Source organism: Stutzerimonas zhaodongensis (genome assembly GCF_003696365.1).
GTDB lineage: Bacteria > Pseudomonadota > Gammaproteobacteria > Pseudomonadales > Pseudomonadaceae > Stutzerimonas > Stutzerimonas zhaodongensis.
Genome location: NZ_RFFM01000005.1, coordinates 54,549 through 74,046 on the forward strand (window position 1 = coordinate 54,549; position 19,498 = coordinate 74,046).

16 protein-coding genes are annotated in these 19,498 nt (G+C 57.8%); 7 read left to right on the forward strand and 9 right to left on the reverse strand.

Annotation, left to right across the window (positions count from 1 at the left end):
* Window positions 1-7: 7 nt before the first annotated feature.
* Window positions 8-655, reverse strand: coding sequence for a hypothetical protein (locus tag EA797_RS17390; protein WP_122167504.1), 648 nt, complete (start codon window positions 653-655; stop codon window positions 8-10).
* A gap of 211 nt (window positions 656-866) precedes the next feature.
* Between EA797_RS17390 and EA797_RS17395 the strand changes: the two genes are divergently transcribed.
* The gene (locus tag EA797_RS17395) at window positions 867-1,649 is read left to right on the forward strand and encodes a TSUP family transporter (RefSeq protein WP_122167506.1); all 783 of its coding nucleotides are present in this window, start codon (window positions 867-869) and stop codon (window positions 1,647-1,649) included.
* Here EA797_RS17395 and nudC read toward each other — a convergent pair.
* The 7 genes from nudC to EA797_RS17430 form a co-directional block, all read right to left on the reverse strand.
* On the reverse strand, window positions 1,617-2,450 hold the full coding sequence (nudC, locus tag EA797_RS17400) for an NAD(+) diphosphatase (RefSeq protein ID WP_122167508.1): 834 nt from the start codon (window positions 2,448-2,450) through the stop codon (window positions 1,617-1,619). The two genes, EA797_RS17395 and nudC, sit on opposite strands and share 33 nt — an antisense overlap.
* The gene (locus EA797_RS17405; protein ID WP_122167510.1) at window positions 2,450-4,132 is read right to left on the reverse strand and encodes a FimL-related protein; all 1,683 of its coding nucleotides are present in this window, start codon (window positions 4,130-4,132) and stop codon (window positions 2,450-2,452) included. Before EA797_RS17405 ends, nudC begins: the two co-directional genes overlap by 1 nt.
* 37 nt (window positions 4,133-4,169) lie before the next feature.
* Window positions 4,170-4,982, reverse strand: a complete 813-nt coding sequence (locus EA797_RS17410; RefSeq protein ID WP_122167512.1) for a crotonase/enoyl-CoA hydratase family protein — start codon at window positions 4,980-4,982, stop codon at window positions 4,170-4,172.
* Between the two features lie 192 nt (window positions 4,983-5,174).
* Window positions 5,175-7,427 carry an Orn/Lys/Arg family decarboxylase gene (locus EA797_RS17415; RefSeq protein ID WP_122167514.1) on the reverse strand — a complete coding sequence of 751 codons (2,253 nt, stop codon included), beginning with the start codon at window positions 7,425-7,427 and terminating at the stop codon, window positions 5,175-5,177.
* A 109-nt stretch (window positions 7,428-7,536) separates the two neighbouring features.
* Entirely contained in the window at window positions 7,537-8,298 is a 762-nt protein-coding gene (dnaQ, locus tag EA797_RS17420) for a DNA polymerase III subunit epsilon (RefSeq protein ID WP_122167516.1), read from the reverse strand.
* 11 nt (window positions 8,299-8,309) lie between these two features.
* A complete protein-coding gene (gene rnhA / locus EA797_RS17425) occupies window positions 8,310-8,762 on the reverse strand; it encodes a ribonuclease HI (protein WP_122167518.1) in 453 nt (150 codons plus the stop codon).
* Between the two features lie 14 nt (window positions 8,763-8,776).
* Window positions 8,777-9,535, reverse strand: coding sequence for a class I SAM-dependent methyltransferase (locus tag EA797_RS17430; RefSeq protein ID WP_122167520.1), 759 nt, complete (start codon window positions 9,533-9,535; stop codon window positions 8,777-8,779).
* 112 nt (window positions 9,536-9,647) lie between these two features.
* On the opposite strand from EA797_RS17430, the gene gloB reads away from it, so the two are divergent.
* On the forward strand, window positions 9,648-10,427 hold the full coding sequence (gloB, locus tag EA797_RS17435) for a hydroxyacylglutathione hydrolase (protein ID WP_122167522.1): 780 nt from the start codon (window positions 9,648-9,650) through the stop codon (window positions 10,425-10,427).
* 100 nt (window positions 10,428-10,527) lie between these two features.
* The gene (locus EA797_RS17440; protein ID WP_167468828.1) at window positions 10,528-12,081 is read left to right on the forward strand and encodes a lytic transglycosylase domain-containing protein; all 1,554 of its coding nucleotides are present in this window, start codon (window positions 10,528-10,530) and stop codon (window positions 12,079-12,081) included.
* A gap of 26 nt (window positions 12,082-12,107) precedes the next feature.
* On the opposite strand, the gene EA797_RS17445 is transcribed toward EA797_RS17440, so the two are convergent.
* A complete protein-coding gene (locus tag EA797_RS17445; RefSeq protein WP_425275585.1) occupies window positions 12,108-13,553 on the reverse strand; it encodes an HDOD domain-containing protein in 1,446 nt (481 codons plus the stop codon).
* Window positions 13,554-13,693: 140 nt separating this feature from the next.
* Here EA797_RS17445 and EA797_RS17450 point away from each other — a divergent pair, with 140 nt between their 5' ends.
* The 4 genes from EA797_RS17450 to EA797_RS17465 are packed head-to-tail and all read left to right on the forward strand — an operon-like array spanning window position 13,694 to window position 19,498.
* On the forward strand, window positions 13,694-15,523 hold the full coding sequence (locus EA797_RS17450) for an extracellular solute-binding protein (protein ID WP_122167734.1): 1,830 nt from the start codon (window positions 13,694-13,696) through the stop codon (window positions 15,521-15,523).
* A complete protein-coding gene (locus EA797_RS17455; RefSeq protein WP_122167526.1) occupies window positions 15,520-17,400 on the forward strand; it encodes an extracellular solute-binding protein in 1,881 nt (626 codons plus the stop codon). The genes EA797_RS17450 and EA797_RS17455 overlap by 4 nt, the downstream gene beginning before the upstream one ends.
* Window positions 17,401-17,403: 3 nt before the next feature.
* Entirely contained in the window at window positions 17,404-18,477 is a 1,074-nt protein-coding gene (locus tag EA797_RS17460; protein WP_122167528.1) for a microcin C ABC transporter permease YejB, read from the forward strand.
* Window position 18,478: 1 nt separating this feature from the next.
* Window positions 18,479-19,498, forward strand: a complete 1,020-nt coding sequence (locus tag EA797_RS17465) for an ABC transporter permease (protein WP_122167530.1) — start codon at window positions 18,479-18,481, stop codon at window positions 19,496-19,498.

Sequence of the window (19,498 nt, forward strand, 5' to 3'; positions counted from 1 at the left end):
GTGCCGCTTACCAGTCGTTCAAAGCCCGCTCGGCTGCCGCGTTTGCCGGTTTTGCCAACAGGCCTGTTGGGGCCATTTCGATTCTGTATTCGGCGCCATCAGCTATTGGGAGAAAGCTGACCCGCCGGGGCTGTGCCTCGATCAACAGCGGCGCGCACTGGCAACGCTGCAACCATGACCAGAAGTCCACTCCAGCTCGGCTATGCGCCAGCTTCACGTGGGGATGCCGCAGATGATCCTGTTGCTCTACCGCGAGATAACGACCGGAAAGTTTCTCCAATCGGTAGCCGGGCTCCAGCCCTATGAGGGATGCGATTCCCTTCCAATGAACTGCCCGCACGTCGAGCTGCCAGAGATCGCCTTCCAGGGTGACGAAGCGTACCTTCTGGCCCTCTTCAATCTTCACCTGATAGCGCTGCTGCCCATCGGACTTGAATGACAGTGAAACCAGCGGCGTGCCGATATTGAGAGGCTGGTAGGTGGTGAGGTCCCACGCGACCAAACCGACAAGGGCCGCCAACGCCATGACCAGCATTCCGAAAGTGCCGCGCAGCCAACCAAGCAGCCAGTGTCCTCCGGCCAGCAAACGCACCGACGTCAGCACAGCGATCAGCGCAAGTATCGCGACAACCACCCCAAGCCCCAGATATTGCATCGATTACCTTCCCGACTGATTCGTGGGGCCATTATCGATAGCTCATCCTAGAGCAGCCAGACGAAGTGCAGAACACTGGAGACGAGTCGACATTCTGCATTCGCAATACGAGGCGAGCGTCGATTAATGCAACTTGCACCGCTTAGATTGGCTTATATCTGCGCCAACGGCATCATGCACCGCTGCCCTCTCCCTGATCTGAGTATGCTGTATGCCGATGTTCGAAGTCGCCGCAGACCCGCTGGTCCTGGTCGTGCTGATGCTAGTTGCCTTCCTGGCGGGCTTTATCGATGCCATTGCTGGCGGCGGTGGCTTGCTGACACTGCCTGCTTTACTCACGGCTGGCTTGCCACCTCACCTGGTTCTGGGCACCAATAAACTTTGCGCGACCTTTGGTTCTGCCACGGCAAGTCTCACCTTCTATCGCCGCAAACTGTTCGATCCGAGACAGTGGCGGTTCGCCCTCTTGGCGACAGCCATAGGGGCAGGTTTGGGCGCGGGGCTGGCGCATTGGATCCCTGCACAATGGCTGAATCAGATGTTGCCATTGATCGTTTTCGCGTGCGGGCTATACCTCTTGTTCAGCCGAATGCCCACCACCCCGAGAGACGAAGGTGCGATCATCGCCAAGCGTCGGCAATGGCCACAAGGACTGGCGTTAGGCTTCTACGACGGCGTGGCCGGACCCGGGACAGGGGCGTTCTGGACGGTAAGCAACATGTTGCTCTATCCCCTGGATCTGCTGAGAGCCAGCGGCGTTGCCCGCAGCATGAACTTCGTCAGTAACGCAATGGCGCTTACGGTGTTCATCATCAGCGGGCAGGTTGCATGGGTACTGGGTATCGGAATGGGGCTTGCTTTGATGGCCGGCGCATACCTGGGCGCGCGGACAGCGATACAGGGCGGTTCGAAGTTCATCCGACCGATATTCATATCTGTGGTATTGGTGCTTAGCTTGAGACTAGCCTGGCAGCACTGGTTCGGCACGACCTAGTCGCTTGGCCAGATAGAGCTCGATCAGGTAACGCGCGATCGATTTGGGGGCGGGTAAACCAGGCAGATCGTGAATGGAAAACCAACCGGCGTCTTCGATCTCCTCGGGCTGCATGACGATTTCCCCCGAAGCATATTCAGCGTGGAAACCAAGCATCAGTGAATGGGGAAATGGCCAACCCTGGCTGCAGATATAGCGGGGCTCGCGGATCGAAACACCAACCTCCTCGCTCACCTCCCGGCGAACGCATTGCTCGACCGATTCCCCAGGTTCGACGAATCCCGCCAACGTGCTGTAAACACCGGGCGCGAACCGCGGCGATCTGGCCAGCAGCAGCTCGTCGCCTCGGGTAACCAGAACGATCATGCTTGGGGATATACGAGGGTAATGATGAATGCCACAGCTTTCGCACTGCATCGCACGCTCCGTAGGATGCTGACGCATCCGATGGCCGCAGCTGCCACAGAAACGATGGTGGCTGGCCCAGGTGCCGATTTGCGCGGCGAAACCGAGCATTCTAAACCTGTCGGAATCCTCATCTTGCATCATGAACTGACGCAACCCCTGCCACGCCGCACCGGGCACTTCAACCGGGTGCGCCAACTCAAGCAGGAACACCTCGTCGCCATCGAAGTAACCCAAGCCCTGTTCGCTTAAAAGAGGTAGTTCGAGACGCTTCAGCCATGCTCGTGGAAAGAGCACACCATTAGCGTCAAACAGGAAGCCCTGCTGGCAATGTACAACCGCCCAACCGCCCTCGCCGGCGGGATCAAGCAGTGCTGGCTGCCAGCGCAAACTCATCAGGCGGCCACCGGAAGACCCAAGGCTCGGACGCTCTCGGTCGCGATATCGAGCACGCTGGTTCTGGAGTCGTCGCGCCGTAGTATCGCGCCTCCGTCCAGGTAGTATTCCAAGCTGGTCAACGCATCGGCGAGCGTTTCCAGTAACTGTTCCGGAGGCATCTGCACGCCTTCAAGCATCTGCTTCTGGATGAACTCTGCACATGCGCCTATCAGCTCCGCAGCCCGGTCTTGCTCCAGGAAACGCAGCCCACCCCGTACTGCCATCAGGCTGAATGGGACATTAGCCAAGTGCAGCTTTTCTCCATTGGATTCCAGATAGGCTGTTATCGCTCGCTTGGCGAGCGCGAGGCCTGCCGTGGCCTCACCGATCACAACGATGCACGCTTCAGCAAGCTGATGGTTAGCGAACGCTTCGGCTTCATGGCCTGGCTGGACAACCTGGGGCCGGGTGTCACGGCGCTCGCCTCGCTCGAGGCTTGCTACCATGCTTTCGACATAGAGAACGGCATCTGCAAGTTTCAGTAGAGACTGCGGGTCCGGCAGTTGCTCGATGCTCCAACCAGAAACCACCGGTAGCTGTGCTTGCAGGTTACTGGAGGCCGAAGACAGCCCTACCATTCCCAAGGTTTTCGCCAACTTGCCGAGCAGACTGTGCAAATTCCCATACGACTCGGCTGGGGCCGTCTGACGCTCTATGAGATCAAGCAGATCCTTGAGGCTAGCGAGCTCTTCGCGAATAGCTGAGGACAGCGAGCGCATGACGGCCTGTCCGGGGCCCGCCAGACGTTGTGATTCGTCTTCGAGAAGATGGTCTGTAAAGGGCAGTGAACCAAGCGAGAAGGTTTCCCTAACCTGCGTGGCCAGAGGGCCATTGCTTTCAGCAAGCGCGACTAGGTACAGCAGTTCTTTGAGCAACACGCGGGGCGGCTCGTAAGCAGTGTTGCTATATAGCTGCCGAAGCTCACGATCCAATCTCGAAAATAGCTGCTTGCGTGACTGGCGTGGCAACAGCTGGCCGTCCAACTGAGCCTCGAGCGCGGCACTGCCCAGCCAGCACAGCCGACCGCCCGCAGTATTGGCAAACAGTATGTCCAGCCTGCTGAGTGCTCGGACCATGAGTTTGAGGCTTGCCTGAGCGTTGTCCTCCCGGATGAATCCGAGCAAGCCTACCTGATACATCTGGCGCAACCGGCGCGCTTCGATCGCGCGGGCCGCCGGCTCACGTACCGCAGCAGTGATTGGCGGCCGCGAATGATCGAGCCTGACGCTGAAGAAGAAACTCTCGGGCAATGGTGATTGACCGCTGACGAGCCGTAAGGCATTGATAGGTGGCAATAGCAGTTCAGGCATTTCCTGGCGGCTGGCATCGACGCTTTCCAGATATCGCCCTAGTACATACAGCGCATTGCTCAGCGCCGCCAGTTGGCTGTCACGCTCTTCCCCAGCCCCGACAGGAATGTCTGTGGCCAGTTGAAGTATTTCCTGCGCGAGCAGTTCAGCGCCCGTCAACTCGATGAGCCGCAACGTGCCGCGCACCTGTTTCAGGTTTTCGACGGCCTGCTGCAACAGGCTGCCGTTATTTCGGTCGATGATGAAATGCTCGAGGCTTTGCTCGGCTTCCTCCATGGTTGCGAAAAGCTCATCGCGGACCAGGCTCAGTGAAGTAGCTCCAGTAACCATGCCTAGCGCGCCTCCCGCGCAACGTTCAAATAGTGCATCAGTCGGCGAAGTCCGGTTTCTGTTTACTCATATGGGCAGCCATGGCGACCTTCAGGTCTGCTGACTGAAGCATTGCCGCGTTCCAGGTAGCGATGTATTCCAACCCGTCGTCAACGCGGTGGTCACGCATGTAACGGATCATCTCCTTGGTGCCACGAATCGCGACGGGTGATTTCGCGGCGATATCGGAGGCAAGCTCGAAGACAGCCGTCATCAACTCTGGCTGATCCGCATAGGTCCGGTTGACCAGGCCGATGGCTTGCGCCTCGCGGCCATCGACGGCACGTCCGGTATAGGCCAATTCGCGCATCATCCCATCGCCGATTATTCGAGGTAATCGCTGCAGAGTACCAACATCCGCAGCCATTCCCATGTCGATTTCCTTGATGGAAAACTGGGCGTCGAGCGTGCAATAACGCATGTCGCACGCCGCAATCAAATCGATCGCGCCACCTATGCAATAACCCTGAATAGCTGCAATCACGGGCTTGCGGCAATTATCAACTGCGTTGAATGACGCTTGGAGGGTGAGAATCTGCCGGCGCAGCCGCTCGGCGTTGCGCCCCACGTCGGCCCCCATTTGAGTGGCAGCCTGAGCCAGCAATTGCAGATCGATGCCTGCAGAAAAATGCTTGCCCTCGCCCGACAACACCACCACTCGGACCTCATCTGTCTCGTCGATCCACCGAAAGATCTCGACGATCTCGCTCCAGAACGCGGCGTTCATGGCATTGACCTTGTCGGGCCGATTGATCGCAACATGGGCGACCTTGTCCTTCAGCTCAACACGGAAGGCTTGGTATTCAATCACGCTATCATCCTCGACAGCCGCGGCACCGAAGTGCCTGAAACAGGTTGGACAGGCCCGCGACGGGGACTGCTCTCAGCCGAGCAACTATAGCAACAGCCGGATGAAAGTCGATGCGGGACGTTGTGATGCAGCCCACGACCTCGCGCATCATCGGCTTTGACATCCGCGATATCCGGCTCTCGGCGAAGATGCTTAGCCCTCAAGGATGCAATCAACCGTATACCGCACACCGTCAAGATGCTCCTCATGCTGCAAGCCATGGACATCCGCATCGAAACCCGGAAATTGGGCCGCGAAACGCTGAGCGAAAGCAAGGTAGTCGAGGATCGAGCGAGTCTCGGTGGTGAATCGCTCGCCCGGCATGATCAGCGGAATGCCAGGCGGATACGGCACCAGCATCACTGCGGCTATACGCCCCTCGAGGGCCTCGATTGGAACCGCCTCCACTTCACCCCTAACCAGTTTGTCGTAGGCATCGGCCGGTTTCATGGCCAGCGCTGGCAGTGCCGTATACATGCGCCGCATGGCTTTCGCCGTAGCATTCTGTCGATAGCAGTCATGAAGCGAATCGCATAGATCCTTCAGGCCCATGCTGATGTATTGATTCCCCCCCGCTTGTACGATTGAAGGTAACGCTTCGCACAAGGCCACGTTATTGTCGTAATGCCTTTTGAACTCAAGGAGTTCGGTGAGCAGCGTGCTCCATTTCCCTTTGGTGATCCCCATGGAGAACAACACCAGAATGGAATACAGGCCGGTCTTTTCTACGACCAGGCCCCGCTCCCAGAGAAACTTGCTGACAACCGCAGCGGGAATTCCCCACTCGCCCAACACTCCACCAGCCGTGAGCCCGGGCGTAACCAAAGTCACCTTGATCGGGTCGAGCAACACATAGTCATCAGCCACATCACCGAAACCGTGCCAGTCCGCTTCCGGCTCCAACAGCCAGTCGTTGGTAATCAGCTCATCAGTGCCGTCCGCCGCCGGGGGTTGCCAGATACTGAACCACCAGTCATCCGGTGACAGGTGTTGCCTGAGATTGGCCAGAGCACGACGAAAGCTCAGCGCCTCGTCGAAGGTTTCCTGGATCAACGAGCGGCCCGCCGGACCTTCCATCATCGCCGAAGCAACGTCGAGCGACGCGAGAATGCCGTATTGCGGAGAAGTCGATATGTGCATCATGAACGCCTCGTTGAAGCGATCACGGTCGAGCTGCCGTTGTTCGCTGTCGAGGACATGGATCATGGACGCCTGACTGAAAGCTGCCAGGACTTTATGCGTCGAATGGGTGGTGAAGACCAGGGGCCCCTGCTCCCGCGTATCCATCCCGTAACGCCCATCGTAGAACTCATGAAAGGCGGCATACGCGTACCAAGCTTCGTCGAAATGCAGCACATCGACGCTATTGCCAAGGGTTCGCTTGATCAGGTTGGCGTTGTAGCAAAGACCGTCATAGGTTGAATTGGTGACAACGGCTAGCCTCACCCGTGGCGTCCGACCGCGCGCCAACGGGTTCGCCTCAATCTTGGCCTGTATCGATTCTGGCGAGAACTCCTCAAGAGGAATCGGCCCGATGATGCCCAGCTCATTACGAGAGGGCGTCAGGTAAAGCGGAATCGCACCCGTCATGATGATGGAGTGCAAAATCGATTTATGGCAGTTGCGATCCACCAGCACCAAGTCGTCCCGCGCAACCATCGAGTGCCAGACGATCTTGTTCGCCGTTGAAGTGCCATTGATCACGAAGAAGGTGTGGTCCGCGCCGAAATTGCGCGCGGCGCGAGCTTCAGCAGCTGCAAGCGGGCCGGTATGGTCGAGAAGCGATCCAAGCTCAGGCACCGACACCGACAGATCTGAACGCAGCGTGTTCTCACCAAAAAACTGATGAAAAGCCTGACCCACCGGGCTTTTACGAAACGCTACTCCGCCCCCATGGCCAGGCGTGTGCCAGGAATAATTGGAATCTCCAGTGTGTTGTACCAGCGCACGAAAGAAAGGCGGTAGAAGGCCGTCAAGATAGCTGCGCGCTGCTCTCGCTACCTGGCGCGCCAGGAACGGGACGGTGTCCTCGAATAGATAGAGAAGGCCCCGCAGCTCATTCAGGTCGGCCATCGCTTCAGCGGGTGCATTCTCGATGGTGATCTGCTCACCAAGCGCAAAGATGGGCAACTGCGGAGCGCGCCGACGTGCAACTCGGATAAGGCCCACGACATCCTGCAGCAAGCGCTGGTTCTCCCCGGCGCCTTCGGCAGCGACCAGAATGCACGCCAACCCATGATGGGTTGAAGCGACAATTCGGCCCTCTGCCGCGCTGCCAGTGGGAAGGATATGGAAACCGTCCCGCTCAAGCTCGGCCGCGATTTCGCGGACCCGCTCGCCTGCCACGGTATCGGCCTTGATGTCGCGATGAACGATGAGGATGGGGAATTTGAGGTCTTTATACATGGGTGCTTCCTAAAAGCATTCCACCCCAGCGTAGAACCTTCGCCCCCAAGCTCCAAGCGTGAATTGCGTATGCTCAGTAGCGACCCGCTCACGAAGCCGGGTTCCAGACCTACGCAGGCACGGCTTCAGCCTGGCTGTCAGCTGGCTGTTCCAGCTGAACCCAGAGCGGCGCCGCGCCGGCTGCCTTCTCAATGGCCTGCATGCGAGCCGAATGGGCAGCAACCTCGTCGGCATTGGCACGGATTACCAGTGTGCCCGGCCGGTCAACAGGAAGCCGGCGGATCGGAGTGGCTTGCTGCCGTCCGCCGTTTTCGGAATCGGCACCCTCACCGGCAAGGGACAGATTGGTCTGTCCGCCAGTCATGGTCAGATAGACGTCTGCAAGAATCTCAGCATCGAGCAAAGCGCCGTGCAGATCGCGACCGGAATTGTCCACGCCATAGCGTTTGCATAGTGCGTCGAGGCTGTTGCGCTGCCCCGGATGGCGCTCCCGAGCCATCAACAGCGTGTCCAGGATGCTGCAATGGTCGCTTATCTCTGCGCGATCCTGCTGACCCAGCAGCGCGAACTCATTGTTGATGAAGCCAACGTCGAACGCAGCGTTATGAATGATCAGCTGAGCGCCCTTGATGAACTCAAAGAATTCATCTGCGACTTCCTTGAACCGAGGTTTGTCGGTCAGGAATTCGTTGGTGATGCCGTGAACGGCAATAGCGCCTTCGTCGACCTCACGATCTGGCTGCAAATATACGTGGTAATGCCGGCCCGTCAGGCGTCGCCCTATGACTTCGACACAACCGATCTCGATGATTCGGTGGCCGTCAGTCACTGGCATGCCAGTGGTTTCGGTGTCCAGCACTACGCTACGCATATATCACTCACTTACACAGTTTGTCGTTTGGCCTGTACTACGCCGCGGTTGGCGAGCACATCAGCGCGTTCATTTCCAGGATGGCCTGTATGTCCGCGTACCCACTGCCAGCTTACCTGGTGGCGATTGACCTGCTCGTCCAGCTGCCGCCAGAGATCGGCGTTCTTGACTGGCTGCTTGGCCGCTGTCTTCCAGCCACGTTTCTTCCAGTTGGGCATCCAGTCGTTGATGCCTTGCATGACATATTGGGAGTCGGTCACCAACTTGACCTGACAAGGTCTTTTCAGCTCTTCAAGCGCGCGAATCGCCGCCATCAGCTCCATACGGTTATTGGTGGTTTCGGCCTCGCCGCCCCAGAGTTCCCGCTCGACTCCTTTGTAGACGAGCAACGCGCCCCAGCCTCCCGGCCCTGGATTGCCTTTGCAGGCACCGTCCGTATACACCTCGACCGTTTCTTCACTCATTGATGATTACTTGCCTATTGCTGTTCGGCATCGCGTCGGCTGACTTTGGCAACCGGCATTGGCAGCAGTTGGCCCATGCGCTCGCGGCGACTCTGTCGGAGTGGCCGTAAACCGACCATGAGCTTTCGCGCAACCAAAAGATAAAAGCCACCAGTAGGTATCTGCAACCGGTCGCCAGCGACCTCCAATCCGGAAAGACGAGTCCGCCACTGAGCCGAAGAAAGCGGCGGACAATAGCACCCGTAACGGCGTTTCTCCAGCGCGAAACCGAGCAGGTTCAACCAATCTCCAATGCGTGAGGGACGGATGCAGCGGGCTTGGCGAAACGCCTTGCGCGACAGCAACCTGCTTACGCCCCAGGGGCTCCAGGGGTTGACGCCGACGATCACCAAGTGGCCGCCTGGCCTGACGCTACGGGCCGCTTCGCGCAACAAGGCATGCGGCGAAAGGCTGAAATCCAGCCCATGCTGGACCACGACGACGTCAGCGGCATGCTCGCCAATGGGCCAGGACTGCTCTTCGCAAATGATCTCGACGCCAGAAAGCGGCGGGCCTAGCCGGACGCTGCGCTTGATCTTCTGAGGTTCCACAGGCGTATTGGCAAAGGGTCCGTAATGCACCAGATAACTGCCAAAACAACGCGACAATTCCTGGCTGATCACACGCTGCTCCTGCTCGAGCAGCTGCCGCCCGATGGGGCCATCGAACCAGGCACTAGCCTCATTCATCAGCGACAGCCAGCGCTCATCCGACTTGCTACAAGACTCACTCATGGCTCGCCTCCGTTCATCGGTTGGGCCGTATATAAGGGCCTGCTCGGTCGATTCATCTTTTGGATTCGGCTGTTAGGATGCGCTTTTGCTAATGAATTGGCGACCCGAACCTATGTTGAAGATAGAAGCCCTACCCGCCTTTACCGACAACTACATATGGATGCTCCAGGACGTCGAGCGCCGCGTTTGTGCGGCCGTCGACCCAGGCGATGCTGGCCCTGTTCAAGCATGGTTGGATGCTAATTCCGGCTGGCGTCTGAGCGACATCTTGATTACCCATCACCACCATGACCATGTGGGCGGCGTTGAGCAGCTCAAGGCCAGGTATGGTTCAACCGTCTACGGGCCTGCGACTGAGCGTATCCCGGGAAGAGACAACGCACTGGTTGATGGTCAGTGCATCCAGATACTGGGCATTGAGCTGCAGGTGATCGAGGTCCCTGGGCATACAAGCGGCCACATCGCGTATTTTCACCCAGACGCTGACGAACCCTGGTTACTGAGCGGCGATACCCTTTTTGCGGCAGGCTGTGGGCGCCTGTTCGAGGGAACACCAGCTCAGATGTTCACCTCTTTACAACGACTGGCCGCACTACCGGCATCCACCCGGGTGTATTGCACCCACGAATACACTCTTAGCAACCTGCGATTCGCTCGAGCCGTCGAGCCAGACAACCATGACATTGCAAGACGTTTCGAAAAGACCACCGAATTGCGCAATGCAGGGCACATAACCTTGCCCTCCGATTTGCAGACCGAACTGGCTACCAACCCATTCCTGCGCAGCGGGGAACCCAGCGTTGCCGCAGCGGCAAGCAAGAAATCGGGCAGCCAACTCGATTCGCCTCAAGCGGTTTTCGCGGCGTTGCGCGCATGGAAAGATAGCTTTTAACGAAGATCGACCAGTACCCAAAAACCCGGAGGTCGGGTTGACCCACCGGAACGGCATTCCTACACTCCCCCGAATTTGCGCGATGGGAGCCCTCCAGCCAATGCCGTCTGACTCTTCGAACAGCCCATATCCGGACGCCTTGGCAGCCTCCGGAAGGGTCCTGGCGCTGGCCATATGCCTCGCTATAACAGGCTGTCAAACGACCGGCTCCCAAGCGCCTACTCATCAAAGCGCCGTGCCGAAACGGCCTGTACCTCAGGTGCAGGAAACACTTTGGCTGACAGACCGCGAGCCGGCCCCAGCGACTCACACCAACATATGGGATAGGGTCAGACAGGGTTACAAGCTGCAGGACCACCTCGATAGCAACCCACGCATCGAGCAACAAAGACTGTTGTTTTCAGCCAGAGCCAATTCGATCGAGATGGCAAGCGAACGAGGCAGTCCTTACATCCATTACATTGTGGAGCAGCTCGAAGAGCGCGATATGCCGCTCGAGCTTGCTCTACTGCCAATCATCGAAAGCGCCTACAACCCCTTCGCCTATTCGCCAGCCCAAGCCGTCGGCCTATGGCAATTCATTCCCTCCACCGGCCGGCACTTCAACCTGCAGCAGACCAGCTGGTACGACGGACGCCGGGACATCACAGCTTCCACTGCCGCAGCATTGCGGTACCTGACCTATCTTCATGGTCTTTTCAATGACGACTGGCTGCTCGCCTTGGCTGCCTACAACGCCGGTGAAGGCACCGTCAGCCGCGCCATCGAGCGAAATCAGAAGCTCGGATTGCCGACCGATTATTGGAACCTGCCGCTGCCTCGGGAAACTCAGGACTATGTACCCAAGCTCCTGGCCTTGTCGCAGATGGTGCAAACACCTGAAGCATATGGCCTCGATTTGAGCCCGATTGCCAATGAACCCTACTTTGAAGTGGTAGCGCTGAAGCAGCGAATGGACCTTGCCCGAGTAGCAGAAATGGCTGAGCTCGACGAAAACGAGATCTATCAGCTGAATCCTGCCTTCACTCGTCGCATTACGCTAGATGGCCCGCAGCACCTTCTGGTGCCGAGTGCCAAGGCCGAAATGTTCGCGGCGAACCTGGCACTCATGAAGCCACAGGACCTGGTCAACTGGCAACAATATAAGGTGCGCCCCGGCGATACCCTCGGCGCGATCGCCAACAGGCACAATCTGTCGGTAAACATTATCCGTGACCTCAATCGCCTCCGAGGCGACAGCCTGCAGATCGGGCAGGTATTGAGTCTCCCGCAGCCGGCCGGAACCAAGCAGTCCAGCGAACTTCTTCACGCCGTTGCGAGAAGCCAACCCGCGCCTCGCGCCTATCGTGTCCGAAAGGGAGATAGCCTTTGGGATATTGCCAAGAACCAGAAAGTCTCAGTGCATGATCTACAGCGCTGGAATAATCTTTCCGGAAGCAGCCTCAAGGTCGGCCAGGCACTTTTCCTTCAGGCAGCCGGCAGCACTCAACAGGCCAAACCTGCGCCTACCTACTACAAGGTGAAGAAAGGCGATTCGCTCTACGAGATAGCCAAGCGCTTCAATGTCCAGGTCAACAACCTGAAAACCTGGAACCCGAGAGATAGCCAGCGGCTCAAGCCTGGGCAGACGCTTACGCTGTATATCCCCCGCTAGATCCGGAGTCGTAGCTGTCAGGGCGATCAGCTACGTTTACTGAGTGCCTCAAGGCAACGCCCTGCTAGCTGCGTGAATCGCTGGAAGGCAATGAACTGCTCGTGCTTCAACGCCCTATCAGAAATGCGATTGTCCGCGTAGAGCACGCCGATCTCGCGCGTGCCGGCCATCAGCGGCGCGATGAAGAACATCCCTTTCCCCAAGTGCTGGCGAAGCGGCAAGGTCACCAGGTCTTCGAGGTTGTAACTTGCCGGCACGCCCATCCACAAGGGCTGGCGAAGTCTAAGCACGTAGCTGAAGATATGTGCCTGACCCGATGGATCACCCGGCAATACGAAGTTATCGATCCATGGCTGAGTTTGCTCTCCAACGACACGCTTGGCGCGAAACGCCGTTTGCTGATCGGCAAGAACCGCCAACATGACCCGCTCCAGCCCCGCCCCTTCATGCAAACCTTTCAGCAACGCATCGAGAATCAGCGCAACTTCGCTCCGGCTCGATGCCATCATCCCCAGATCCTGCATCGCCTGTTGCATCAGCAGTAAATTTGGCTGCAGGAGACTGGCCGCACGCTGAGCCTGTTGCAGCTGCACAAGCTCGGGGTCGGTTGATGGAATCAATTTCCCCAAGCGGCCAGCCCCGAAAGTAGTCGCTACATTGACGGCCTCGTCCGCGCTGGCAAAAATCTGCTGCATCGCATCTTCTTCGGATATCCCGCTGAAGTCGGCCAGTTCTTTTACCAACTCGCCCATTTCGGGACAGCCCCAGCCGTTCAGTGCAGCCACGCCAATGCGAGCACCGAGGCTTACCGCATGCACTGCGGGATCACGCAAGTTTGTCGAGCCGTGAGCGAAACTGGCCAACTCCCCGATGTTCCAGCTCTTGATCAGGCCAAGGTTCAGCTGGCGAAAACTTGTGCCAATGATCCTCTCGACGGGTTGATCGTGGGCCATTTCACCTGACGCCAGAGCGGCAGCCAGCTCATCGGCCTGCGCTCCGCCGCAGCCCCAGAAGGCCAGCTCCCCAACCTCATGAAGCAAGGTGGCGATGAAAACCTCTTCCTCATGTTTCGTCAGGACATAGCCAGCGATGTTTCGCGCCTGAACCGCCGCATGAAAAGACCTTGCCAGTAGTTCTTGCAACTGCCGACGTGGAGCGTGATCCAGCAACCCGTCAATCAGGCTGACCGATAGGCTGATCAGCCGAACGTTTTCAAAGCCGATCATTACGATGGCGCGGGATATGGTCTTGATGGTTTCCTGGGATGGATTGTAATAGCTGCTGTTACCGACCCGCAGGACCTTGGAGGTAAGCGACGCATCACGCAGCAGCACGTCGGCAAGTTGCTGGACGGAGGCATTTTGCTGCCGCGTGAGCCGTTGCAGATCCTGCACAACGGCCGCCAGTGCCGGCAGTTCGGATTGATTCAAGCGGTCTATCCATGACTGCAGACCATAGGTAGTTTCACTCAAAATCTGCGACCTCACCCACTGAACGGGCGGCTAAAAGGAACGGCAGTTTGCCCAGATGGTCGGCCTTTTTCCAGCGGATACAAGCTGTTACTGTACTCGGCCGAAAAGACGAAAGCCCCATGGATCGGATTCACCGTTTGATGCGACCCATCCTAATACTATTGAGCTGCCTGGGACTGAGCTTTCCGTCATTCGCCACCATCAGCGAAAGCCACGGTTACGCGCAGTTCGGCACGCTTAAATATGCAGAAGACTTTGCCCACTTCGATTGGGTCAACCCCGATGCGCCCAAGGGCGGACGTGTACGCTTGATGGCATCCGGCACTTTCGACACGCTCAACCCCTACACCTTCAAAGGCACAAGCCCCACCGCAACACCGGGATTCATCCAATACGGCATCAGCGAGATGAACGAGCCGTTAATGGTCGGCACCGGTGTCTACGACCCATCAGGTGATGAGCCCGCTTCAGCCTACGGGCTGATCGCAGAAACCATCGAATACAGCGACAACCATAGCTGGGTGGTTTTCAACTTGCGCGAGTCGGCCCGCTTTCATGATGGCCGGCCTATCACGGCGTACGATGTCGCCTTCTCTTATCGACTGTTGATCAAGGATGGGCACCCTAGGTTTCGCACCGATCTACAGGGCGTCGAGCGCGTCGACATACTCAGCCGTCATCGGATTCGCTTCGTCTTCGACAAACCTGCACAGCCTTTGCTAATTATGCGGCTAGGCGAGCTGCCGGTATTGCCGCAGCATTACTGGAAGGATCGGGACTTTCGCGCCACGACCTTCGAGCCGCCTCTGGGCAGTGGTCCTTATCGCATCAGTGAAGTCCAGCCGGGACGTAGGGTGACTTTCGAGCGAGTCAAGAATTGGTGGGGTGCGGACCTTCCAGTCAACCGAGGCAAGTACAACTTCAACCGCGTTGAACTCGAGTTCTATCGCGATACAACCGTTGCCTTCGAAGCGTTCAAGGTGGGCGAGTTCGACTTTTACATCGAGCACCAGGCTAAAAACTGGGCCAATGGTTACGAGTTTCCAGCAGTACGTCGCGGCGAGGTCATACGCGCCGAGATTCCCCATCAGATTCCGACTCAGACACAGGCACTTTTCCTGAACGGACGAAGGCCGACTTTTGCTGATATCCGGGTTCGTCAGGCGCTGGGGATGTTGTTCGATTTCGAATGGACTAACCGCGCCCTGTTCTATGGCGCCTACGAGCGTAGCGAAAGCTACTACCCCAACAGCGAGTTCGCGGCCACCGGCGTGCCAGAAGGCGGTGAGTGGTTGCTCCTGTCGCCGTTCCGCGACCAGCTGCCAGCTCAGCTCTTTACTGAATCATTCGAACTACCCGAGACCGACGGCCGCGGGATTCCACGCGACACCTTACGCAAGGCGCTGGCGTTGCTTGAGGATGCCGGCTGGACGCTGACGCCCGACGGACTACGCGACAAGGCAGGCCGCCCTTTTCAATTCGAGATTCTGCTAGTCAACCCACGGCTCGAGCGCATTCTTCAACCCTACACGGAGAACCTGGCCCGCATCGGCATTCAGGCGAGGCTGCGCAGCGTCGACGGTGCGCAGTACAAGCAACGCCTCGATCAATACGATTACGACGTAATACTCACAACCCTGGGCCAGAGCCTTAGCCCTGGCCTGGAACAGTGGCTGTACTTCCACTCCAGCCAAGTCAGTGTCAAAGGTGGCCGAAACTACGCAGGCATTGCCAATCCGATAGTCGACGAACTCCTTGCAAAACTGCTTGCTGCCAAATCCCGTGACGAGCAGGTCGCCGCAGCTCGCGCCATCGACCGGGTTCTGCTCTGGAACCATTACACCATTCCAAACTGGTACATCAGTTATCACCGACTGGCTTACCGCAATCGGTTCGCTCACGTCACCACCCCGCCGTATACCCTCGGCGTGCGTGCATGGTGGTTAAAGGACCTGGAGAAACCTCAATGACAAGAAACGCACGGTTGTCGTTCTTACGAGCGGGCGCCTTGGCTCTGCTGTGTGTCAGCGGGATCCTCGAAGCCGCTCCGCAACACGCGCTGACCCTATATGGGGAAAAACCCAAGTATCCGGCCGACTTCACCCATTTCGATTACGTCAACCCGGACGCCCCCAAGGGCGGAATGCTCCGCCAGGCGGGCTTCGGCAGTTTTGACTCCCTTAACCCTTTCATCAACAAGGGCGTCGCGGCAGACGATATCGCTCTGGTCTACGACACGCTGACAACCAACAGTCTCGACGAGCCGTTCACCGTATACGGGTTGCTGGCAGAAAAGATCGAGAAAGGGCCGAACAACGAATGGGTGCGCTTCTATCTGCGACCCGAAGCGCGATTTCATGATGGCGAGCCCGTAAAAGCCGAGGACGTCGTCTTCAGTTTCGAGACCCTCGTCAGCAAGGGTGCTCCGCATTACCGGGGCTATTACGCAGACGTCGAGAAAGCCGTGGTTGAAGGCCCTCGCCGCGTTCGTTTTGATTTCAAGCACGTTGGCAACCGAGAGCTTCCGCTTATCCTCGGCCAGCTTCATGTCCTGCCCAAACACTGGTGGAACGACAGAGATTTCACATCAGGCAACATGGAAGCACCACTTGGAAGCGGGCCCTATCGCGTAGAAAAAGTGGAAGCCGGTCGATCCATTCGCTATGCAAGGGTCGAGGACTACTGGGGCAAGGATCTCGCGGTCAATAGAGGCTTCTACAACTTCAATCGCGTGCATTTCGATTACTACCGCGACAACACGGTCGCACTTCAAGCGTTCAAGGCCGGCCACTTCGATTATTGGCTCGAGACCAGCGCGAAGAACTGGGCGACGGCCTACGACACGCAGGCCGTCAAAGACGGCCGCATAGTCAAGGACGAGATCGAAAATCATAACCCCCAGGGTATGCAGGGTTTCATTTTCAATACTCGCCGTGCCCGCCTGCAAGACGTCAAAGTCCGCGAAGCGCTCGCGTTGCTCTTCGACTTTGAATGGACCAATCGCCAGTTATTCAACGGGGCCTACACCCGGACTACCAGTTACTTCGATAACTCCGAGCTCGCTTCATCAGGCCTGCCGAGCAAAGAGGAATTGAGCATCCTCGAACCGCTTCGAGGCCAGATACCAGACGCTGTGTTTGATAGAGCATTTGAACTGCCACAGACCAAGGCCGATGGCATGATCCGCGAGCAGCAGCGGCGCGCCTACGAGCTGCTGACAGCTGCCGGCTGGAAGATTGAGAACGACCGGATGATCGATGCCAACGGCAAGCCGGTCAAACTCGAATTCCTGCTGGTGCAAGCCGACTTTGAGCGAGTACTGCTGCCCTACAAGCGCAATCTTGCAGGCCTTGGGATCGAGTTGGAAATACGCCGCGTCGACGTCTCGCAATATATCAACCGGCTACGTTCGCGCGATTACGACATGATTGTCAGCGGGTTTGGCCAATCCAGCTCTCCAGGAAACGAACAGCGCGAATACTGGCATTCGGCCAGCGCAGACAACCCGGGCAGCCGCAACTTCATCGGGCTGAAAGATCCAGCGATCGACACCCTGGTTGAAAAGCTGATCGCTGCCGATTCACGCGACGAGCTGATCACCCGAACGCGCGCGCTGGATCGTACGCTTCTGTGGGGCCATTACGTGATTCCGAACTGGCACATCAAGACGTGGAGAGTCGCCTACTGGAACCACCTCGCCCATCCCGCGACCACACCGGATTCTGATGTCGGCCTGATGACCTGGTGGCATAAACCCGACGTCGAGGTGCCCAAACCAAAGCCAATCGATGGTGATGAAACCGATGAATCAGCACCCGCCAGCGCATCTCCTGCGGCGGAGCGATAAAGCATGCTTGCATACATATTCCGGCGGCTGCTGCTTATCATCCCGACACTGTTCGGCATCCTGCTGATCAACTTCATCATCATTCAGGCCGCCCCAGGCGGTCCCGTCGAGCAGGCTATCGCCAAGCTTGAAGGATTCGAGGGAGCTACCAGCCGTATAGCCGGCGGCGGTTCCGAGGTAGCCACAGGTAGTAACAGCTATCGAGGCGGACAGGGCCTGGACCCGGACCTGATTGCCGAGATCGAGCGCCTGTACGGTTTTGACAAACCGGCTCCCGAACGCTTTTGGATCATGCTCAGCAATTACCTGCGGCTCGACTTTGGGGAAAGCTTCTTCCGTGACGCCACCGTAACGGACTTGATCATCGAGAAGATGCCGGTCTCGATCTCACTGGGCTTATGGAGCACGCTGATCATGTACCTGGCCTCGATACCGCTCGGTATCGCCAAGGCTACCCGCCACGGGACCCCGTTCGATGTTTGGACCAGTTCGGCAATCATTGTCGGCTACGCCATTCCCGCGTTCCTGTTCGCCATACTATTGATCGTGCTGTTCGCCGGCGGAAGTTACTGGAACTGGTTTCCTCTGAGAGGGCTGACATCCGGAAATTTCGACGAGCTTACGCTCGGTGGAAAGATCATCGACTATTTCTGGCATCTGGCGCTGCCCGTGACCGCGCTGGTCATAGGCAACTTCGCGACCCTGACGTTGCTGACCAAGAACAGCTTCCTGGACGAGATCAACAAACAGTACGTGATCACAGCGCGGGCCAAGGGTCTGAGCAAGAATCGGGTGCTTTACGGCCATGTGTTTCGCAACGCGATGCTGATCATCATTGCTGGGTTTCCCTCAGCGTTCATCGGAATGTTCTTCACCGGCTCGTTGCTGATCGAAGTGATCTTTTCCCTCGACGGGCTTGGGCTGCTCAGCTTCGAAGCTGCCATCAACCGTGACTATCCTGTCGTATTTGGCACCCTCTTCCTCTTCACCCTGCTAGGCCTTGTCGTCAAGCTTATCGGCGACCTGACCTACACGCTGGTGGACCCGCGAATCGACTTCGAAAGCAGGGAGGCCTGAGATGACGCTGTCGCCGCTCAATCAGCGTCGTTTCGCCCTTTTCAAAGCCCACAAGCGAGGCTGGTGGTCGCTCTGGATATTCCTCACGCTGTTCATCCTCAGTCTAGGTGCAGAGCTGATCGCCAACGACAAACCCATCGTCGTCCGTTTTGATGGCGGCTGGTATTTCCCAGTGGTCAAACGCTACCCGGAAACTGTATTTGGCGGGGAGTTTCCCCTGCAGGCGAACTACAAAGGACCCTACATTCAAGAGCTGATCGAGAAGAAGGACGGTTGGATGATCTGGCCGCCGATCCCGTTCCACCATTCAAGCATCAACTACGACCTTCAGGTCCCAGCGCCCGCCCCCCCATCACGAGACAATTGGCTGGGCACTGACGATCAGGGCCGGGATGTGCTTGCCAGGGTCATCTACGGCTTTCGGATCTCGGTCCTGTTTGCATTGACGCTCACGCTGATTAGTTCGGTGATCGGTGTAATAGCCGGAGCCTTGCAGGGTTTCTATGGGGGTTGGGTCGACCTTGTCGGGCAGCGCGTCCTCGAGATCTGGTCCGGGCTCCCGGTGCTCTACCTGCTGATCATTCTCGCAAGTTTCGTGCAGCCCAATTTCTGGTGGCTGCTCGGCATCATGCTGCTCTTCTCGTGGATGAGCCTGGTGGATGTCGTCCGGGCGGAGTTCCTGCGCGGCCGCAACCTCGAATACGTGCGTGCGGCAAGAGCGTTGGGAATGCGTAATGGCGCAATCATGTTTCGTCACATCCTCCCAAACGCAATGGTCTCGACCATGACTTTCATGCCGTTCATCCTCACAGGCGCGATTGGCACATTGACCGCTTTGGATTTCCTTGGCTTCGGTTTGCCTCCCGGCGCGCCCTCACTCGGGGAGCTGGTCGCACAGGGCAAGTCGAATCTACAAGCACCTTGGCTGGGCATCAGTGCCTTCATGGTTCTCGCCGTCATGCTGACGCTGCTGGTATTCATCGGGGAGGCCGCCCGCGATGCCTTCGATCCAAGGAAATAG